We start from the raw sequence: 17,812 nt of genomic DNA, 5'->3' as shown, positions 1-17,812 counted from the left end.
TTCTGCACGAACACGATCAATGCAGGTACGGCGACGAGCGGGGCTCAGAAGTTTCCCTTTGCGGCCTCCGCCAGGATCAGCTTGTCCAGGGTCAGATCCGAAACAGCCTTGCGCAGCCGCTCATTCTCTTTCTGAAGACGCTTTAGTTCCTTCAATTGGTCCGTGCCCATTCCACCGTACTTTTTCTTCCAGCGGTAGAACGTCTGTTCAGTCACGCCGATCTGGCGGATCGCATCCAGACGCGGCATCCCTTGCCCCGTCAGAACCTCAACCTGCCGTAACTTCGTAACAATCTCTTCCGGCTTTGGTCGCTTGTTGGCCATGGTATTCCTCCGTTTTCCTGAACATAGCGGAGGACCACTTCAGTGGGGGAAGACCACACTGGTCCGAGCGACTGCCCGAACGATGAATAAGCGCGCTTTCATCACGGCCCACAAAGCTCAGTTCGACTGACCGTGTCCCCAGTGGGGCCGCGTAAGCGGGAGAACGCGGTTTCGACACTCTGCCGGCTCGTACGCTTGTCATGCAGTTGGTTTTATGGTCACGGCGCCGGTGAGGCAGCCCGTGAAAGTCGGGAGGCGCGGCGTGCGGCACGGGACAAGGCACTGCTGGAGCGGATCAGCCATTTTTTCAAAGCCAGCAAACACCGCTACGGGTCCAAGCGTATCCACCGGGATCTATGCGCTGACGGGGAGCGCGTCCCGGAGCGGCGCGTAGCCAGAATAATGCGCGAAAACAGGATCTCAGCCGGCCAACGCAAGCCGCGCAAGCCGTTCACCACGAACAGCAATCATAAGCTGACACCGTCGCCGAAACTGCTCGGGCGGTCCTTTCATTGCACCACCCCGAACACCGTCTGGCTGGCGGATATCAGCTATGTCGATACCGGCGAGGGCTGGCTCTACCTGGCGGCGATCAAGAAATGTGCCTTTGTTCGCCGTCGCCCATCGGGCTCTGACCAGTGGCGCCGCGATGGGCAACTCCAAGGACAATGGCGCATGCGACCCGCGAAATCGTCGGCTGGTCCATGGCCGGTCACCTGAGCGCAGAGCTCTGCTGCGACGCGCTCCGGATGGCCCTGGACCAGCGCGGCCCGGTCCCGGGCCTGATCCTGCATTCGGACCGCGGCATGCAATATGCCAGCGGAGACGACCGCAAGATCATCCACCGCGCCAAGCTGGTTCAATCCATGAGCCGCAAGGGTCAGTGCCTCAAGTTCAAGCTGGTCCGCGCCAACGGATCAAACGATCCGGGGGATCGTTTGAAGGCGCCGAACGCCCCCATGGAGAGCTTCTTTTCTTCGCTGAAGAAGGAGCTGGTCCATCGCCATCGGTTCGGACCCCGGGAACAGGCCAAGGCCGCGATCTTCGAGTACATCGAGGTCTTCTACGAGCCGCCAACGCCGCCATTCAGCCATCGGCCACCAGACGCCGGTTCAGGCGTTCACAGAAATGAGTTGGAAAATGGCCGCGTAGGATCAACAATCACACTGTCCGGGAACCGGGACGAAGATCAGGGTCCGGACAATCCGCTCAGCGGGCAACGAAAAGTCCACCTTGATGCCCAGTCCCCCCGGTTGAAATCGTCCAGAACATTCAGCAACCGGAACTGACGGCCATCGCTTGGGCGATCTGCCATGAAGTCCATGGACCAGACCTCATTCGGAGCTTCTGCTACAGCCAGTTCGTCCGGCTTTTCCCGCTTCAGACGCTTGCGCGGCTTGATCCGCAGGTTCAGTTCCAGTTCGCGATGGATCCGGTAGACCCGCTTGTGGCTCCAACGATGCCCTTGAACATTGCGCAGATACAGGAAGCACAAGCCGAAGCCCCAAGTCTTCTTCGCCGCCGTCAGCCCGATCAGCAGTTCGGCGATCTGCTCGTTCTCTTCGTCCAGTTCAGGGCTGTATCGATAGCAGGTCTCGCTTATGCTGAATGCCCGGCAGGCCAGCGAGATGCTGGCACCCCTCGTCGCCACGACCCTCAGGGCCAGCTCCCGGCGTTGAGCTGGCCGTATCACTTTTTCCCAAAGCCTTCTCAGGCTCGCTCGAACGCATGGCGTTCGCCTTCAAAGTTCAGCAGGTCGTTCTGCATGCTGACATCCGCAAACATACGTTTCAGGCGTCGGTTCTCCTCGGCCATAGCGCTCGTCATTGTCCTCGGACCAATAGCGGACAAGGCTCGCTCTCACTGATGAGACTGGCGCCCATTCCGCCATACTTCGCCCGCCATTTGTACAGGGTCGCGCTGCTCATGCCGTGCTCGCGGCACAGCTCGGCAGCAGGCACACCGCCCTCCATCTGGCGCAGCACAGACATGATCTGGGCCTCGGTAAGACGTGCTTTCTTCATCTGAATCTCCCCGTTTATCCTGCCGAGAAAATTCTACTTCCGCATCCCCTTAAAATTGGGGGGGATTACCGGAGAAGCGGCTTCATCATGCGGCGCGGTTTTCGGTGTCGTTCTGGGCAACGCCGTCGGCAGCTGTGACGCCTTCGGTGACCAAAGGCAACTAATTCGGGTCATTCAAGCGGCGCTACGACTTGGCGGCGGCCTGAACGAGCTCGAACACCATCAGCTTCGCCGTCTTTTGAGCCAGCGCGCCCTTGCGTCGTATGCTCCGGTGACGGACGGTGGCGAAGACGCTTTCAATCGGGTCGTTTGTGAGCAGGGGATCACAATGATCGGCGGGGACGTCGTCAAGAGCTAGGAGCGGCTTCCGATCCTTTCCCAGGCAGGTCACCGCCGTCTCGTATTTGACGCCATATGTCTTCCCGCTTGTGTCCAGCAGCCGATGCGCGCTTCACTTATCGGGGCTAGGACGTCGTGCAGACGCTCGAACGGGTCTGTGGGTGGATCAGATGCCCAAGAACAATCAGGGTCGACAACGGCAGTGAATTCATCTCCCGCGATCTCGATTTCTGGCCCTATGCCAACAACGTCACACTGGACTTCTCGCGGCCCGGGAAACCTACGGACAACGGCTTCATCGAAGCCTTCAACTCGAAGCTCAGGGCGGAATGCCTGAACGCCTACTGGCTCATGAGTCTTGCCGACGCCCGTGAAAAGTTGGAGTATTGGCGTAAGCATTACAACGCGGACAGACCGCATAGCGCGATCGGCTACAACGTCCCGATTGCCATACATTATCCCGATGGCGTGGCCAGCCCGTCATCGTGAGACAGTCGGAAAAATCCAGCTTCAGGCGTTCCAAACTTAGGAAGCAGTGCAATCAAAACTTGGATTCTCCCAAAGGCTGGAGGTGAGATGGGTCTCAGGTCTCAGGTCTCAGGTCTCAGGTCTCAGGTCTCAGGTCTCAGGTCACAGACGATGTCGATGGTTCCAAGGAAGCTCCGGGCGGTTTTGCCGTAGCGAGTTGCCAGTCGACGACTGTCCTTGAGTTTGTTGAAGAAGCGCTCGGGCATGGTGCGCAGGGCGTAGATGATTATCTCCACAGACTTTCGAACCGTGCGGCTTTGTAAGTTCGGAATCATGTTTGGCCGCCTCTTTCGTCGGGAAACGCGCCACCGGGGTCTTTTCTGGTCATCATAAACGGAGGCGGTTGCGAGGCGATGGGAACATTGTCCTGAGGTGCTCGCTTTAGCCATTACCTGTGCCGTAATGGGCGGCGTCCTGCTGTGAAATGACTACCTTTTCCGACTTCAATCCAGCAAGTTTCGCCCCTAACGTCGTGATCTCTGGTGTGTCCAACATTTCCGCCTTCAGCTTGCCCAGCAAATCCCACGCTTGCCTGTGGCGCTGGCGGTCATAGCGGGGGTCGTAGTGGTGCTCCATCAGGTCTTTGGCGAGGGTGCGCATGTCACCTGCCTCAGCGAGATTTCGCCATTCAGTGACCCTTTCATGTCCCTGTAGGCGCAACATGGATTGCAGGATGGTGTCGAGTCTCGCGGGATCGGAGATGGCGTCTTTGTAAGCGCGAACCAGATAGCTGGCGCGCGTATCGAGTTCGGCTTCAATGACCACCCGGGGTGCGGTCCGCATGGCAGACCACAGAGCGGGGGGGACGATGCGCTCTCCGATCTTGGAACTTTCGGCCTCTATAAAGACGGGACGATCAGGGTCCAGTGCGGCAACGCGGGCCGCCAGCGCGGACTCGAAAGCCTTTTGCGACGGCTGGACGCCCTGTGCGCCAAAGAGGGAGCCTCTATGATTTGCGAGACCCTCCAGGTCGATCACCTGCGCGCCGGCTTTCTCGGCCGCATGGAGGATCGCGGTCTTGGCTGTGCCGGTGTTACCGTCGAGCAGGATCACGGGGCTCGGGAAACGTGTGTCGTACAGACGCGCTTTCACCAGCCGCCGATAGCTTTGATAGCCCCCCTCCAGCACCGAGACTCGCCAGCCGATCTGGCTGAGGATCGAGGCGAAGGAGTTTGAGCGCTGTCCGCCTCGCCAGCAATAGACGAGCGGTCGCCAGTCTCCCTCATGCTCCGCCAAAGGGCCTTCGATATGGCGGGCAGCGTTGCGGGAGACGAGGGCGGCTCCGATTTTCCGGGCGAGAAACGCGCTTTGCTGGACATAGATCGTGCCAACCCGCGCCCGTTCCGAGTCGTCCAGAACTGGCAGATTGATCGCGCCGGGGATGTGGTCTTCTGCGAATTCGGATGGAGCGCGAACGTCGATGATCGTGTTGAAACCGGCTTTGGTGATGTCAGACAGTTCGGATGGAACAAACGGCATATGGGTATCTCCACGGCGCGGCGCTGTCGCCTTCCATACGCGAAGCGTCCCCCGGATCACAACGACCGACGCGTTTCAGCCGCCGGCTGTCAGAGCCTCGGCCAAGGCGAGACCTGAACGCCACGCATCCCCTGCATGGCTTCCGAGCGCCCAGTCGCCGCCGATGAAACAACCATATCCCGCATCGATGAAGGGCTGTCCAAGCGGATCGGTGGTCCTGGCGTAGCGCCAGCGATGGGCTTGTGCAAAGCGCGGCATCACCGTGCATCCCGTGAGTTGTTGCAGCCGCTGAACGAGGAGAGAACAGATTTGGTCCGGCGTGTCCTCAAGATGGGAGCGGGAAAACGCCTCGTTACAATGGGCAACAATGGCGCCCACAGTACCGTTCGGATGGGACGACATATCGACGATCACTTCAAACGGCGCTGAGGGCTTTGGCAAGGTCAACTCGGGCCAGATGGCGAGCAGGCTCCAGGCTGGTCGCATCATGACTTTTTCGAGCGCGGGATGTGGCATCAGTTTCTGTGCCTGAGGGGCAGGGATCGCGATCACCACGGCGTCGAATGGACCGGCTCCACCATGGTCTGCGATCGTGAGATGCCAGCCGTCGCGGAGGTGGTCGACGGCTGTCACTTGCTGCTCGTGCCGGAGATCAAGTCCGTCGACCCAGGGTTTCAGAAGCGCCGACATGCCCGGGCTCCCGCGCCAGCCCGCGCCGATCCGGTCCGCCGAAAGGGCGCACATGGTGGCGTCAAAATCCGAACAGCCCTGCGCTATGGGGGCGCCGTGGTCAAACATCGCCTCCGAACGGCGACGGGTTGCCAGTCGTCCGCCGGTTCCACGGCTCTTTTCAAACACAACGACCTGTCGTCCTGCATCTGCAAGATGACGTGCGGCCGCCAGACCGGCCATTCCGGCCCCGATCACTGCAATGTTATTCATGTCATCGGACATAGTATGCCGATGAGAAAGTCCAGTGGTTGGCTAAGCGCGATCCTCGGCCTATTGTCCCTCGACATATCGATATGGAGAGATTTCTATGACCGCGCTCCGCCGCACCCTGCTTGCCGCCGCCGTTGCGGTTCTGCCAATGACTGCCTATGCGGCCAGCTGCTCGAACAGCGGCGGCCAGTTCAACCAGTGGAAGGGCGAGTTTGCCCGCGAAGCGCAGGCGTCCGGTGTGGGGCAACGAGGCCTTCAGGCGCTCCAGCAAAGCAGCTATCAGACCCGGACGATTGCGGCAGACCGCAATCAAAAGAGCTTTAAATACTCGCTCGATAAGTTCATGCAGGTGCGTGGTTCAGCGACGATTGTGAAGCAAGGCCGCCAACGCAAGGCCGCCAATGCGCGCCTTTATCAAGGGCTTGAACGCAGTTTTGGTGTGCCCGCGGGTGTTTTGATCGCGATTCACGGAATGGAGACGGGCTTTGGCAACTTTATGGGCGACAGTCCCGTGGTGTCATCGATCCTGACGCTGGCCTATGACTGCCGCCGCTCGTCGTTTTTCACCCCGCACGCCATCGCAGCTCTGCGACTGGTGGATCGGGGCTCGCTGACGGCGCAGTCAATCGGTGCGCGGCATGGCGAATGGGGCCATACTCAGTTCTTGCCGGGCAACGTTCTGGCCTACGGGGTTGACGGCAATGGGGACGGGCGCGTTGATCTGACCAACCAGACCGATGCACTGGCGTCGACGGCAAACTTTCTCCGGCAAAAGGGTTGGCGCCCCGGTCAGGGATACCAGCAGGGTCAGCCGAATTTTCGCGTGATCGAAGCGTGGAATGCCGCGACCGTGTACCAGCAAGCCATCGCCATCATGGCTGCGCAGATCGACGGCTGATCTCAGATGCATCAGGTCCAGTGGACATCCTGTCCACCGGGCAAAGCGTATCGAGCCTCCCGAAATTTTTCGGGGGGTATCGAGAGAGAGGCTGCGGCGGACATGATCCAAGCGTCGTCCATCAGCAGGAAGTCGAGGAGAGAAACGAGGAAGGCCGGGTCTTCAGCTTGGCGTCGCAAATCAGCTGCTTCGGCTCCGGTGGCGCCGAGGAACACGGGCAAGAGGTCATCCTCGCCTGCGAGCCAGATCAGAACGTCCTGAGCGGTTGCAGTGGCCTGTGCTGCCGTCATCATCACGAGCCTTCCTCTTTTTGGGTCATGTTAAACTGAAAGCGCCCGTTTTGCGCGCCAAACGTTGCGGCAGGACGCCGCGTGACAGAGTGGCACAATGTATTTTCCCGGGTATGACTCGCGGGCGGATCGGGGTAGAGGTCCCGAACAACACCCATTCGTAACCGGAGGGCAGAGCCGTGTACAATACCGCAGATGAGATCGCCCACCGGGACGTCGATGATGATCGGGTAGAGCGAAACCTCCGGGCGGCGGTCACACGAGGGTTCCGCCAGAGGTGTCCCAAATGTGGCGCGGGACCGCTGCTGAGGGGTTATCTCACCCTGCGCGAAAGCTGTGATGTTTGTGGCGAAGATTTGAGCCACGCAAAGGCGGATGACGGACCCGCATACCTGACGATCCTTATCGTCGGTCATCTTATGGCGCCATTTATGCACTGGTTTTTTGTGACATTTCGGCCCCAGCCCATGGTGCTGGCAACTGTTTTCTGTACATTGTGCCTCGTGTTGTCACTCTATCTACTCCCCCGTCTCAAGGGGGTAATTGTGGGGTTCCAATGGGCCAAGAGGATGCACGGGTTCTGAGCGACGTTCCGATCCGGGACGCGGCCACTGTGATCGTGGTCCGCGATGCTGCAACCCACCCACGATTGCTGATGGGGCAACGTGGGCGTTCTGCTGTGTTCATGCCCGACAAATATGTCTTTCCCGGCGGCGCTGTGGATCCTGGCGACACCCACGTGCAGCTCTCTCATCCGCTCAATCCGGTGTGTCGGCGGCGGCTCGAACGGCCTGGTGCCCCGCCAGCCCATGCGCTGGCAGTGGCCGCGATCCGGGAGCTGTGGGAGGAAACGGGGCAGGTTTTGGGCCGTTCTGGAGTCTGGCCAGATCCACCGGCCGATTGGGCAGGCTTTGCCGCTACTGGCCATGTACCCGATGCGAGCGGTTTGTCCTATGTGTTTCGGGCCATTACTCCGCCCGGTCGCCCGCGCCGGTTTGATGCAAGGTTTTTTCTGTTGGACGCGGCTGCTTTGGTGAGCGACCCGGACGATTTTTCGGGGGCTTGCGAAGAGCTCAGCCATCTGCACTGGGTTGGGCTGGACGATGCGCGGCATCTGGATTTGCCATTCATAACCTCTGTCGTCCTTGGCGAACTGCATGCGCACTTGCCCCGGCTCGGCCAGCCAGATCGTGTGCCATTCTTTCGCAACGACGACCTGTCCACGGTGGCCGACGAGGCTAGCCTGCCAGAAGAATAAGACAGACGGAAACGAGCAGCAGACCGATGCCGAGGATTTCACGCGGCACCATGCGCTCGCCGAGAAGCAGGACAGACGCAAGGCTTGCAAAGACCAGCTCTATCTGACCCAACGCCTTGACATAGGCCGCGTTTTTCAGCGCAAACGCGGTGAACCAGCCAAGAGATCCGATCATCGAGAAAAGGCCGACCAGCGCCGCCAGCCGCCAGTGAACCAGGAGGGCCACGAACTGCTCCGGCTGGCGAAGCGCGAGGAACAGGGAAAGGATCCCGCTTTGCCACAGTGTCGTCGCTGCCAGTGTTTCTGCTGCGCGGAGCAGCGCTGGCGCATCACCCAAAGACAGCGAGGCGCCGCGGTAGCAGACGGCGGCCAGCGCGAAGAGCGCTCCGGCGGCAAGCCCCAGTGCCGCGGCGCCTGCATCCCAACCGCCAGGACGACCCGACAGGATCAGCACAGCGACGAAGCCGACAACAATCGCCATCCCGGCAGGAAGTCCAATCGGCTCCCCCAACAGGACGATTCCCATCAACGCGGTCAGGAGCCCCTCTGTTTTGGAAAAAGCCATGCCAACGGCAAAGCTCCGTCGGCCAAACAACTTCAGAATGCAGGCGGTGCCGAGTATCTGCGCCACGCCGCCGATGACCACATAGGGCCAAAACAGGGCGGGCGGCTCGATCAGTTCGATCCCAGGGAAAAGCGTTGAAATGCCTAACCCCGCAACCACCATGGGTGCAGAAAATGCAAAGCGCGCAAATGTCGCTCCGGTCGTGCTCAGAGCTTGTATCCGCAGGTGTCGCTGGAGGAGGAACCTGATGGTCTGAGCCAGCGCCGCAATCAGCGTTGCACCGACCCAGAGAGGCATCGGCTCAACCGCCGCTCTGCGGAGTCATGCGGAGCGCGGTCAGGTCGTACCCATTGCGTTCCAGAGCATCGCGGGCCTCTGCCAGCCGCGCCTCGGAAATATCAGGATCCCGTGCGAGAATCCAACCCGCTCGCCCCGAAGGCACACCGACCACGGCGGTCTGATAGGTTTCATCCACCCAGAGCACCCAATAAGGCGCGGTAAAAGGCAGATTGCCCAGCTGCACCTTTAGCCGCCCCGGCCCGACCAGTTCAGCGCGGCCTTCGATGCCGCTGCGCTCACCGTCTCGCAGGCAGGTATTGCGCACCGTGATCCCGTTCTCGGCAGCGCCATAGATCGCCTGCGTGTCCGTGCAACCGTCCTGAAATGACACAGGATAGGAGGCGATTTCATACCACCTGCCCAGATAACGCTCCGGGTCGAAATCTGCCCGCGACCCAATCGGAACATTTTGATCCCTATAACTCGTCGCGGGGATGAGCGGATTTTCGGTCGAGCATCCGGCAAGGAAGGTCGCGATCGTGAGGCCCATGAACACGTGCTTCATTGGAGTGGCCCTTTCGGTTTTGTGGTCTCATCGGCAGTTACAATGATCCGCAGCGGTCCCTCAACCAGCCGCCCGATCACGCGGGCGTGTGGCTCCGTCTCCAGCACGGCAACAAGGTGTTCTTGGGGTATACTGGCCAGGAGCCCGCCCGCCGTTTGAGGGTCGAACAGGATCTCGGCCAGATCCGTGTCGGGCAGGTCCATGAACAGCGCGACCTCGCGGTTCGAGGCGTGCAGCGTCGATCGTGTTCCCGCTCGCAAGAGCCGCTCCGCACCCGGCAGCAACGGCAGGCGGTCGAGGTCTATCTCCGCCCCGAGTCCCGCGGCTTCGCAGAGGCTCAGGAGGTGCCCTGCCAGCCCAAATCCGGTCACGTCTGTGGCGGAGCTGGCACCGGGCAGGGGGCGGATCGGGCACACCATACTGGCCCATGCAGCGACCGCCTCGGACCCCGTCGCGTCCAGCGCCATTTCGCCGGCCAGCACCACCCCGGTGCCCAGAGGCTTGGTCAGGACCAGCGCATCACCGGGGCGGGCCTGACCCAGCGCAGTGTCCCCATCACCCAAGAGCCCCGTCATCGAGAACCCCACCTGCATCTCCGCGCCGGTCGCCGAATGGCCGCCGATGATCGCGGCGCCGCTGGGGCCGATGGCTCGGTTCACGGCGGTGATAATCTCGCCCATGGTGCGTGCTTCCAGCGCCGGCGAGAGGCGCGGCAGGGTGAGTACCGACATCACCGTCTGCGGAACTGCCCCCATGGCGATGCAATCGCCCAGCGCATGGAGCGCCGAGACATGGGCCAGCAGTGCCGGGTCGGCGGTAAAGGCGCGGAGTTGGTCCACCGTCAACACCTGCCGAGCGCCGCCGGTTCGGATGATCGCGGCATCGTCGCCGGGACCTGTCTCGACGAATTCCGGCAGCGGGGGCTGGTTCGACTCCAGCGCTTGTCGCAAGGTCTGGCGCGAGACCTTCGCCCCGCAACCGCCGCAAGGAGCTTGACGGAGTTCCCGTTCGAGCCCCTTGGCCACCTCGGCGGGGAGTTTGGGTCGCGGCATCTTGGGAAGGTCTGACACCTTATCCATGAATTTGCGGTCGATGCGGTCCTTCCAATGCCAGAGCTTCGGGTGACGCACGGCCAGACCACCGCGCTCGGCCAGAGCGGTTTTGTCGCCGGTATAGATAAGCTTCAGGAAGTGCTTTTGTGGGGTGTAATTTTTCAGTGGCCCGCCGGAGACCAGCGCGCGGAGATTGGTGTAGATCACCGGGGCCTGGCGCACCGCGAAAACCCCGGCCTTGGGACGCGGCGCGTGGGTCATGTGGGCGCAATCGCCCGCCGCGAGGATCTTCGGATCGGAGCTTTGGAGCGTCGCGCCCACGTCGATAAAGCCATCGGTGAGCGTGAGGCCGGTCTCCGCCAGCCACGGATAGGGCTTGGCGCCCGCCGCCCCGATGACGAAGCCTGCTGGCACCTCTCGCCCATCAGTCAGTTTGACGTTATCCGCCGTGACCTCCGCGACCGTCGCCCCCTCGATCAGGGTCACACGCAACGCGGCCAGCCGGGCCAGCAGCGCGGTGCGGGCGCGATCGCCCAAGCCGTCGAGCATCTCACCCCTGTCGATCACCGTGACCTCTGGGCGGGGCAGGCGGTGGCGCATGGCCATCGCCAGTTCGCACCCGGCCACCCCGCCGCCGATCACCACGATGCCGCTGTCGTCCCCCGAGGCCACGCGGGCCTCCCATGCGGCGGCGTAGCGGTCCAGCGGCTTGGCCGGGATGGCGTGCTCGGCGAATCCGGGCAAGGCAGGCATCCCCGAATGGATGCCGATGTCCACCGATGCCGCGTCGTAGCCGATCCGCCGGGTGCCGAGCAGCCGGTCCTCGACGATCACCTCCTGCGCATCGCGGTCGAGGCCGGTGGCCTGGCCGAGAAGGATCCGTGCCCCGGCAAAGCGTGCCAGCCGGACGAGGTCGATCTCCAGATCATCGCGTCCGTAATGCCCCGCGACAAAGCCCGGCAGCATGCCCGTGTAGGGCGCGGTCGGGGCGGGGTTGATGACGGTGAGGCGGGCGCCGGGCAGGGGCTTCATCCCCCAGCGGCGCAGCACCAGCGCGTGGGCATGGCCCCCACCGATCAAGACAATGTCACGGGTCGCGGGCAGGGATGTGTCCATGGGGCGTCCTCCTGCGATGATCCCTAGCGCCGTTCTGGCGGTGGTGCCAGTGCTTCGGGCCAGTGCTTCAGGGTGCGACCCACTGTCCGGCAAAACCGTCCTCGCGTCGGTAGATCGCGCGGCGGTGCATCTGGCGACCCAGATGCACCAGATCGAGGGAGAGCACCTTGCCCCGCAGCACCGCGAAGCGGTCGCGCGAAACGCTCTCGCAGTAGTCTTCGGCGGCGGTCAGGGGGGTGCCGGGTTCGGGTGTGCCGCCGTAGTTCAGCCGTGCGACCTCGGGCAAAGCCTCCCAGTCCGGGTCGAGCGCCGGCCCCCTCAGGATCTCCATCCGGACCCGGGCGCGGATCTGCAGGGAGTCCCCCGGATGCCAGAAGACCAGCGTCGCCAGCGGGTCTTGTGTCAGTTCGTCGATCTTTGCCGAGGCCGCGTCTGTCTGCACCTCCAGCACGGGGGGATCGGCTTTGCGCAGCACAACCATGCGCCCCGAAGCGCCCCCATCGGGACAGGCCGTGGCAAGGCAGGCGAGGCGGCAGGGCTGGGTGCCATCGGTGACGCCCTCTGCCATCAGCGCCCAGGCCTGGGTACGCATCCCGTCGAGCGTCGCGAACCAGTTATTCATAGCCTGTCATCTCCAGATAGCCGACGCCGTCATGGGTGCCCGCGACGGTCACTGGACCTTCCCAATAGGGAAAGCTGAGCGGCATCCAGCAGTTGGGGTTCAGGGCCGTTACGGTCACGTCGACACCCTTTTGCGGCAAAGTCACGCGCCAGCGCACCGGGATCTCGCGCCCGTTTGACCTGTGGATCTCCAGTGGTTCGGCGGTGAAAGCACCGGGCGGCAGGGGGGTCGTGGTACCGTCGGGCCCGATCCATGTTGCGGCGGTAAAGGCGTCGCGGGTCCGGTCGCGGAGCTGGAACCCCATGAGCTTCGCCCCGTCGCCGAGATGCAGCGAGAACCAGTCCCAGCCCTCCTGATCCTTCGACAGCGGAGAGGAAGACCATTCCCGGTCAAGCCACGCTTTGCCAGTCACTGACACGGGGCCGTCCGGCAGGGTCAGGGCGCCCTCGACCTCGTAGAAAGGCTGGGAATAATAATGGCTGGCCGTGCCTTCGAAGGATTTCACTGAATAGCCCTCGATCCCCTGCGGTACGGGACGCGCGCCGGTGCGGAGCCGCAGGTCGTAGGCAAAGACGTCCGACGCCGCCCGCATCCGCAGATCGTCAAAGGACGGCCCCGCCAGCGACCAGTCGTCAAGCCATGCCGCGAAGGGGTCTGCCGTGACGCCAGCCTGCCCGGTCCCTCCACGCCCCCGCCGTTCGCTTGCGAAATGGGCTGTTGGAGTGGTCAGGGCAGCATGCGCGAGCCAGGCTTGCGAGGCAGCGAAGGCAGCGGGGTTCGGGTCGAGGGCGGAGCGGAACAGGGTCCACTGGACTCCATAGGGCGCCCCGTCCGGGCCGGTGAGGTTGGCGGTGACATACCACCATTCGATCCGGAACGCCGGGTGAGGACCGTGGTCCTCAGGGAAACGGAACCGGGCCTCGGGATCGGGCTCGGCATAGCTGGCATTGCTATGGCCCAGCCCGGCGAAGCCCTGCGCCTGCGCCATGGCGGGCAGGAGGCTGGCCAGAAATCCCCGGCGTGCGAGGCGGAAGGGGGACTTACCTCTCATTGGCAAAAACCTTCAGGAGTTCTGAGGGCGGGATACGCGACAGGCGCAGGGCTGGCAGGAGCGCGGCGATGAGCGCGGCAACCACAGCCAGCGCCCCCAACGCCAGCCAGTCGCGCGGGAAAAGATGGAGGGGCAGCCGCCAGCCGAAAGCCTCCACGTTGATCACCGCCAGCAGCACCCATGACAGGGCCAGACCCACCGGAAGGGCAAGCCCGAAGGTCAGGAGCGCCAGCAGGGCGGCGCGGGCCAGATCCAGCGCGGCAAGCTGGCGGCGGGTCATGCCCAACGCCCAGACCGGCGCGATCTGCGGCTGACGCATGGTGGAGATCGTGAGGAGCGAGGTCAGGATCGCCAGCCCCGCCACCCCCAGCGTCAGCACGTTCAGTGCCGCAGTCACGGTGAAGGTCCGCTCGAAGATGCCCAACGAAAGGTCCTTGATCGCGCGCTGGTCGCTGATCTGGTCGGCGGGCAGGACGAAGCGGTCGAGGATCTCCCTGCGCAGGGCGGCGATGCCTTCGGGCGGCATCCGGACACCAAAGCGCAGGTCAGGTGCCTCCGGGAACATCTGTGCAAAGCGGTTGAGGCCGATCATCGCCTGAGGCTGCGGATTGCCGTAATCGCTGTAAACCCCGCCGATGGGGGCGTCCCAATCGCCGATCTTCACCTGGTCGCCGGGCCAGAGATCCGCGCGGCGGGCGAGCTGTTCATTGATCAGGACGGCTGCTCCTGCCGCGACTGTGTCCCAAACGCCGGGACTGCGGGCAATCAGCGGCCAGTGGTCGCGATAGGTGGCGTGGTCGGCGACGCCGTAGACCTCGCCCGGTTGACCTCCGAGGGTTGTCGGGGCTGAGCGGATGGGCAAGATGGCATCCACTCGGTCGCTGATCATCGCTTCGATCTCCCGCGCCTGCGTGTCGGTCTCGGCGCGAATGTAGAGCTCTGCCGCCAGCCGCTGGTCCAGCCATCCGATGAAGGTGAGGCGGAAGGACGACACCATTGTGCCCACGCCGATATTGGCCGAGAGCGCCAGCAGCAGCGCCATCAGGGCCAAGGTCAGACCCGGCAACTGCTGGCGCGCATCGCCCCAGAACCACTCGGAACGCGGTCCTCTGGAGGTGTGGGAGAGCAGCCCTAGGACGCGGTGCAGGATCAGCGGCAGTGCCAGCGCAGCGCCGAGCAGCATCCCGCCCAGCATCACGAAGCCCGCGAGGAGCGAGCCGCCCAGCGCCCAAGCTACCAGTGCAACTGCCCCACAGGCGAGGGCGGCGAGGGCTTGCCCCAGCATCGCCCGTTCCGAGGCGAGCGCCCAGGCGCGGGGCCGGGCAGGAGCGAGGAGCGGCATCCGGGCGGTCTGCCAGAGCGAGGCCAGAGCCGCTATCCCGGTTCCCAGTACCGCGATTCCGAGACCCGAGACCCACCAGACGGGCTTCAGCGTCAGGCTGCCTCCGACCTCGGCTCCGTAGAGGCCCCGGAGCGTCGCGGCCACGTCCGGCAGCAACAGCGCGGCGATGAGCCAGCCCAGCGCCACACCGATGGCCCCGGCGAGCAGGGCGAGGATCAGCAGTTCGACGCTCAGGAGGCCGATCAGCACAGAGCGCGACAGGCCCAGTGCGCGCAGGGTGCGAAAGACCGGCCGGCGTTGCTCAAAGGCCAGACCGATGGCGCCGCGCACGATGAAGAGCCCGACGGCGAAGCTTAGCAGCCCGAAGGCGGTGAGGTTCAGGTGGAACGAGTCGGTCAGGCGCGCGGTGTCTACTTCGTCCGACGGATCCGTCAGGCGCAGTCCCGGCGCGATGTCGGAGATCGGTGGCGCGGTGAGCGAAGCAGGGCCGGTGATGATGAGCCGGTCGATCTCGCCGGGGCGGTTCAGGAGCCCTTGGGCGATGGCGATGTCCGCCACGGCCTGATCCGGTGCCACGCCCTCGACGGCCATACGCGGGGGCAGGGCGCTGCCCTCCAATGCGCGGACGGTCTGAGGGGCAACGAGCAGTTGCCCCGGCGGCGCGAGGAAGCTTGTGTCGCCCGGCTCCAGCCCATCAAGGAATGTCTCTCCGGGGGCTTGGGTGAATGGGTCGAGGCCAAGGATACGCAGGGGTCCGGCCTCGGTGTCGAGCGTTCCTTCGGTCAGCGGCGTCACCTGATGCCCGGCGCGGCGCAAGGCAATGTAGGTGGCGTGGGGGATCGGCCCGCCAGATGTCAGATAGGGGCGGGCGTTGTCGCCAAGCGTGGCGCTGGCGGCGGCGTAGCTGGCGCGGGCTTCGGCGTTGATCGCCTGCACCCCGGACCAGAGCGCGGTTGCCGTGGCCAGTCCGATGATCAGCGTCAGGAGCTGGATCGGATGCCGCCGCCAATGGGACAAGAGCGCCGAGAGGCCCGCACGGATCACGCCACCTGTCCCCGCGACAGGGTCAGCCGCCGGTCGAGGCGACGCGCGACGCGCTCACTATGGGTGACGCAGAGAAGCCCCGCCCCGGTCTCAGTCACCAGCTCCAGCATCAGGGTCAGCACCTCGTCCCCGGTCTCGGGATCTAGGTTTCCCGTGGGCTCATCCGCCAGCACCAGCTTGGGCCGCGCGGCGAGTGTGCGTCCGATGGCAACCCGTTGCTGCTGCCCTCCCGAGAGCTGTTCGGGGTATTTGCGCAGGTGATCGCTGAGGCCGAGTCGTTCAGACAGCGTTGCGTTCCAACCGGGATCGCTCCGCCCCGCAAGCCGGGCCTGAAATGAGATGTTGGCGGCCACGTCGAGCGACGGGATCAGGTTGAACTGCTGAAACACGACCGAGATGGTGCCCCGCCGCAGCGCCGCCCGCCCCGCATCATCGACCGAGACGATATCGGCACCGTCGATCCGGGCGCTCCCGGCATCTGCCGTCTCCAGCCCGCCAATGATATGCAGGAGGGTGGACTTGCCCGAGCCGCTCTCGCCCGTCAGGGCCAGCGTTTCGCCATGTCCGAGTGAAAACGACACCCCGTTCAGAATCTGCACAGGCCCCTCGGCCCCGGCAAAGGTCTTCTCAATGTGCTCGACTGTCAGCAGATCCTTGGTCATGAGGCCGATCTAGGCCGCATTCACCCCAAAGGCGAGGGGGTGCGGCAAATGAGACTGGGTCATTGGGTCAGTCGACCTCCAAGCCAGACGGCACCGTGTCCGGTCGGCCAATTCTCGGGGTTTGGGGACCGGTGAGAGCGTCGAGAAAAGCGAGAATCGCGTCGATCTCTTCGTTGCTGAGAGTGACGGGCGTGATGTCGAGGGCGGCCCGGAGGCGGCCAGGCTCGGTCGGGTCGGTCATGATCGCGGTGTCCACGGCGGCGAGCCACGGGGCTTTGGGCAGGTTGGCTTGCGCAATTTCCCAACGGTCGAGCGCGCCCAGCGGGTCGAGATGGTGTTCAACGATGCCGCGCAAGGTCGGGTAGGCGCCGTTATGGCCATAAGGCGCGGTGCGCGTCACGTTGCGCAGCATGGGTGTGCGAAAGCGGTAGGCGTCCTCCAGCCGGTCTGACGCGCCGATCCGCCCCTGATCGCGGGGCAGTGGGTCAAAGCGCCTCGTGCGACCGGGGCCAAAGCCGGGCAGGGCAAGGGCGTGGAACTCCTGATCTGACAGCAGCGTGCCGGAATGGCAGGTGTCACAGGCAGCCTTGCCGTAGAACAGTGCCATGCCGTCCTTTTGCAGGTCGGTCAGCGCGGTCCCGTCACCTGCGAGGTACGCATCGAAGGGAGTGTCGAAGACCCTAAACTCCTCGGACATATAAGCCCCAAGCGCGGTGGCGATCTCGACGATAGTGATTTGCTCTGGCGTGGTCATCCGGGGGAAGGCCTCGACAAACATCTGGCCATAGGCCGGAATTGTGCGGACGCGCTTGGCGATCAGCGGCCATGCGGCGTCGATGCGGTCGTGGATTGCGCCGGCGATCTCGTTCTCGCGCGGATTACCTGCCATCTCGAACTGCGCCACAATGGGAAAGGCGGCTTGGGCCGCGAGGATGTTGGGCAGCCCATCGGGCAGCCATTCCTCAGCGGGGCTGTCAAAACCGTTCTCATAGGCGTCCGACACCTCCAGCCGCCCGTCATGAAACATCACCCGAATCTGTCGCGCGCCAAGGTTCCACAGGCCCGGCGCATTGCGGGGGATGCGTTTTCGGATGCGGTCGGGGCCGTCTCCGGTGGTTCGCTCTGGCCCGATACCGCGACCGCCTTCGCCTATCCCCAGCGACAATCCGTCCCCGCCGCCATGGTCGAGGGAATGACAAGTGCTGCAGGCGATGTTGCGATTGCCCGAGAGGATCTTGTCATGGAACAGCAACTGTCCGAGTTTGACCTGAGCTGGAACGGTCGGAGGGAAATCCTCCGCCGTCAGGGGATCAGGCAGGGGGCCGGCATGGGCAGCGGTAGCAACGGACAGGGACAAAAGCGCAGTGCGTATCATGGAGCCATCTTGGCGCTGGTTCTCGCCTGCGCAAGCCCTGCCGTCGGGGACGTGGTCG

15 protein-coding genes and 6 pseudogenes are annotated in these 17,812 nt (G+C 63.6%); 6 read left to right on the top strand and 15 right to left on the bottom strand.

Annotation, left to right across the window (positions count from 1 at the left end):
* Window positions 1-323, bottom strand: a pseudogene (locus FEV53_RS01950) (transposase); the annotation flags it as partial.
* A 141-nt stretch (window positions 324-464) separates the two neighbouring features.
* Between FEV53_RS01950 and FEV53_RS01945 the strand changes: the two are divergent.
* Window positions 465-1,043: an IS3 family transposase gene (locus FEV53_RS01945; RefSeq protein ID WP_221931565.1), complete on the top strand. Its 579-nt coding sequence runs from the start codon at window positions 465-467 to the stop codon at window positions 1,041-1,043.
* A pseudogene (locus tag FEV53_RS01940) lies at window positions 992-1,339 on the top strand (transposase); the annotation flags it as partial. The gene FEV53_RS01945 and the pseudogene FEV53_RS01940, both read left to right, overlap by 52 nt.
* Before the next feature lie 174 nt (window positions 1,340-1,513).
* On the opposite strand, the pseudogene FEV53_RS01935 reads toward FEV53_RS01940, so the two are convergent.
* Window positions 1,514-2,347: pseudogene (locus tag FEV53_RS01935) on the bottom strand (transposase); the annotation flags it as partial.
* Window positions 2,348-2,432: 85 nt separating this feature from the next.
* A pseudogene (locus FEV53_RS21390) lies at window positions 2,433-2,762 on the bottom strand (IS256 family transposase); the annotation flags it as partial.
* Window positions 2,763-2,767: 5 nt separating this feature from the next.
* On the opposite strand from FEV53_RS21390, the pseudogene FEV53_RS01925 reads away from it, so the two are divergent.
* Window positions 2,768-3,175, top strand: a pseudogene (locus FEV53_RS01925) (integrase core domain-containing protein); the annotation flags it as partial.
* Window positions 3,176-3,297: 122 nt separating this feature from the next.
* On the opposite strand, the pseudogene FEV53_RS20720 reads toward FEV53_RS01925, so the two are convergent.
* From FEV53_RS20720 to FEV53_RS01910, 3 genes and pseudogenes are all read right to left on the bottom strand, one after another.
* Window positions 3,298-3,489: pseudogene (locus FEV53_RS20720) on the bottom strand (IS5/IS1182 family transposase); the annotation flags it as partial.
* Between the two features lie 106 nt (window positions 3,490-3,595).
* A complete protein-coding gene (gene mnmH / locus FEV53_RS01915; protein ID WP_142833126.1) occupies window positions 3,596-4,693 on the bottom strand; it encodes a tRNA 2-selenouridine(34) synthase MnmH in 1,098 nt (365 codons plus the stop codon).
* Window positions 4,694-4,768: 75 nt separating this feature from the next.
* Window positions 4,769-5,635, bottom strand: a complete 867-nt coding sequence (locus FEV53_RS01910) for an NAD(P)/FAD-dependent oxidoreductase (protein WP_185962055.1) — start codon at window positions 5,633-5,635, stop codon at window positions 4,769-4,771.
* Between the two features lie 97 nt (window positions 5,636-5,732).
* Here FEV53_RS01910 and FEV53_RS01905 point away from each other — a divergent pair, with 97 nt between their 5' ends.
* Entirely contained in the window at window positions 5,733-6,533 is an 801-nt protein-coding gene (locus tag FEV53_RS01905; RefSeq protein WP_142833124.1) for a lytic murein transglycosylase, read from the top strand.
* A gap of 11 nt (window positions 6,534-6,544) precedes the next feature.
* On the opposite strand, the gene FEV53_RS01900 is transcribed toward FEV53_RS01905, so the two are convergent.
* Window positions 6,545-6,826: a DUF3572 domain-containing protein gene (locus FEV53_RS01900; RefSeq protein WP_425465464.1), complete on the bottom strand. Its 282-nt coding sequence runs from the start codon at window positions 6,824-6,826 to the stop codon at window positions 6,545-6,547.
* A 176-nt stretch (window positions 6,827-7,002) separates the two neighbouring features.
* Between FEV53_RS01900 and FEV53_RS01895 the strand changes: the two genes are divergently transcribed.
* Both FEV53_RS01895 and FEV53_RS01890 read left to right on the top strand, forming a co-directional pair.
* Window positions 7,003-7,407 carry a DUF983 domain-containing protein gene (locus tag FEV53_RS01895; RefSeq protein ID WP_342778257.1) on the top strand — a complete coding sequence of 135 codons (405 nt, stop codon included), beginning with the start codon at window positions 7,003-7,005 and terminating at the stop codon, window positions 7,405-7,407.
* Window positions 7,380-8,081, top strand: coding sequence for an NUDIX hydrolase (locus tag FEV53_RS01890; RefSeq protein ID WP_142833123.1), 702 nt, complete (start codon window positions 7,380-7,382; stop codon window positions 8,079-8,081). The genes FEV53_RS01895 and FEV53_RS01890 overlap by 28 nt, the downstream gene beginning before the upstream one ends.
* Here FEV53_RS01890 and FEV53_RS01885 read toward each other — a convergent pair.
* The 8 genes from FEV53_RS01885 to FEV53_RS01850 form a co-directional block, all read right to left on the bottom strand.
* Window positions 8,062-8,943: a DMT family transporter gene (locus tag FEV53_RS01885; RefSeq protein WP_142833122.1), complete on the bottom strand. Its 882-nt coding sequence runs from the start codon at window positions 8,941-8,943 to the stop codon at window positions 8,062-8,064. The two genes, FEV53_RS01890 and FEV53_RS01885, sit on opposite strands and share 20 nt — an antisense overlap.
* Before the next feature lie 4 nt (window positions 8,944-8,947).
* A complete protein-coding gene (locus tag FEV53_RS01880) occupies window positions 8,948-9,490 on the bottom strand; it encodes a lipocalin family protein (RefSeq protein WP_246100704.1) in 543 nt (180 codons plus the stop codon).
* Complete coding sequence (gene selD, locus FEV53_RS01875) at window positions 9,487-11,658, bottom strand: selenide, water dikinase SelD (RefSeq protein ID WP_142833121.1); 2,172 nt, start codon at window positions 11,656-11,658, stop codon at window positions 9,487-9,489. The genes FEV53_RS01880 and selD overlap by 4 nt, the downstream gene beginning before the upstream one ends.
* 67 nt (window positions 11,659-11,725) lie before the next feature.
* Complete coding sequence (locus FEV53_RS01870) at window positions 11,726-12,280, bottom strand: pyridoxamine 5'-phosphate oxidase family protein (protein WP_142833120.1); 555 nt, start codon at window positions 12,278-12,280, stop codon at window positions 11,726-11,728.
* Window positions 12,273-13,331: a lipocalin-like domain-containing protein gene (locus FEV53_RS01865; protein ID WP_142833119.1), complete on the bottom strand. Its 1,059-nt coding sequence runs from the start codon at window positions 13,329-13,331 to the stop codon at window positions 12,273-12,275. Before FEV53_RS01865 ends, FEV53_RS01870 begins: the two co-directional genes overlap by 8 nt.
* A complete protein-coding gene (locus FEV53_RS01860; protein ID WP_142833138.1) occupies window positions 13,321-15,714 on the bottom strand; it encodes an FtsX-like permease family protein in 2,394 nt (797 codons plus the stop codon). Before FEV53_RS01860 ends, FEV53_RS01865 begins: the two co-directional genes overlap by 11 nt.
* Window positions 15,714-16,379: an ABC transporter ATP-binding protein gene (locus FEV53_RS01855; RefSeq protein WP_142833118.1), complete on the bottom strand. Its 666-nt coding sequence runs from the start codon at window positions 16,377-16,379 to the stop codon at window positions 15,714-15,716. The genes FEV53_RS01860 and FEV53_RS01855 overlap by 1 nt, the downstream gene beginning before the upstream one ends.
* 67 nt (window positions 16,380-16,446) lie before the next feature.
* Entirely contained in the window at window positions 16,447-17,754 is a 1,308-nt protein-coding gene (locus tag FEV53_RS01850) for a cytochrome-c peroxidase (protein ID WP_142833117.1), read from the bottom strand.
* Window positions 17,755-17,812: the final 58 nt, after the last annotated feature.

This window comes from Palleronia caenipelagi, assembly GCF_007004065.1.
In the GTDB taxonomy this organism is placed as follows: Bacteria; Pseudomonadota; Alphaproteobacteria; order Rhodobacterales; family Rhodobacteraceae; genus Palleronia; species Palleronia caenipelagi.
This window is presented reverse-complemented; position numbering and strand designations above follow the sequence as displayed.

Bases quoted from the DNA above. Each gene is read 5' to 3' on its own strand.
- FEV53_RS01870 (WP_142833120.1), bottom strand. From the start codon at position 12,280: ATGAATAACTGGTTCGCGACGCTCGACGGGATGCGTACCCAGGCCTGG.
- FEV53_RS01910 (WP_185962055.1), bottom strand. From the start codon at position 5,635: ATGAATAACATTGCAGTGATCGGGGCCGGAATGGCCGGTCTGGCGGCC.
- FEV53_RS01880 (WP_246100704.1), bottom strand. From the start codon at position 9,490: ATGAAGCACGTGTTCATGGGCCTCACGATCGCGACCTTCCTTGCCGGA.
- FEV53_RS01865 (WP_142833119.1), bottom strand. From the start codon at position 13,331: ATGAGAGGTAAGTCCCCCTTCCGCCTCGCACGCCGGGGATTTCTGGCC.
- FEV53_RS01850 (WP_142833117.1), bottom strand. From the start codon at position 17,754: ATGATACGCACTGCGCTTTTGTCCCTGTCCGTTGCTACCGCTGCCCAT.
- selD (WP_142833121.1), bottom strand. From the start codon at position 11,658: ATGGACACATCCCTGCCCGCGACCCGTGACATTGTCTTGATCGGTGGG.
- FEV53_RS01885 (WP_142833122.1), bottom strand. From the start codon at position 8,943: ATGCCTCTCTGGGTCGGTGCAACGCTGATTGCGGCGCTGGCTCAGACC.
- FEV53_RS01900 (WP_425465464.1), bottom strand. From the start codon at position 6,826: ATGATGACGGCAGCACAGGCCACTGCAACCGCTCAGGACGTTCTGATC.
- mnmH (WP_142833126.1), bottom strand. From the start codon at position 4,693: ATGCCGTTTGTTCCATCCGAACTGTCTGACATCACCAAAGCCGGTTTC.
- FEV53_RS01890 (WP_142833123.1), top strand. From the start codon at position 7,380: ATGGGCCAAGAGGATGCACGGGTTCTGAGCGACGTTCCGATCCGGGAC.
- FEV53_RS01855 (WP_142833118.1), bottom strand. From the start codon at position 16,379: ATGACCAAGGATCTGCTGACAGTCGAGCACATTGAGAAGACCTTTGCC.
- FEV53_RS01905 (WP_142833124.1), top strand. From the start codon at position 5,733: ATGACCGCGCTCCGCCGCACCCTGCTTGCCGCCGCCGTTGCGGTTCTG.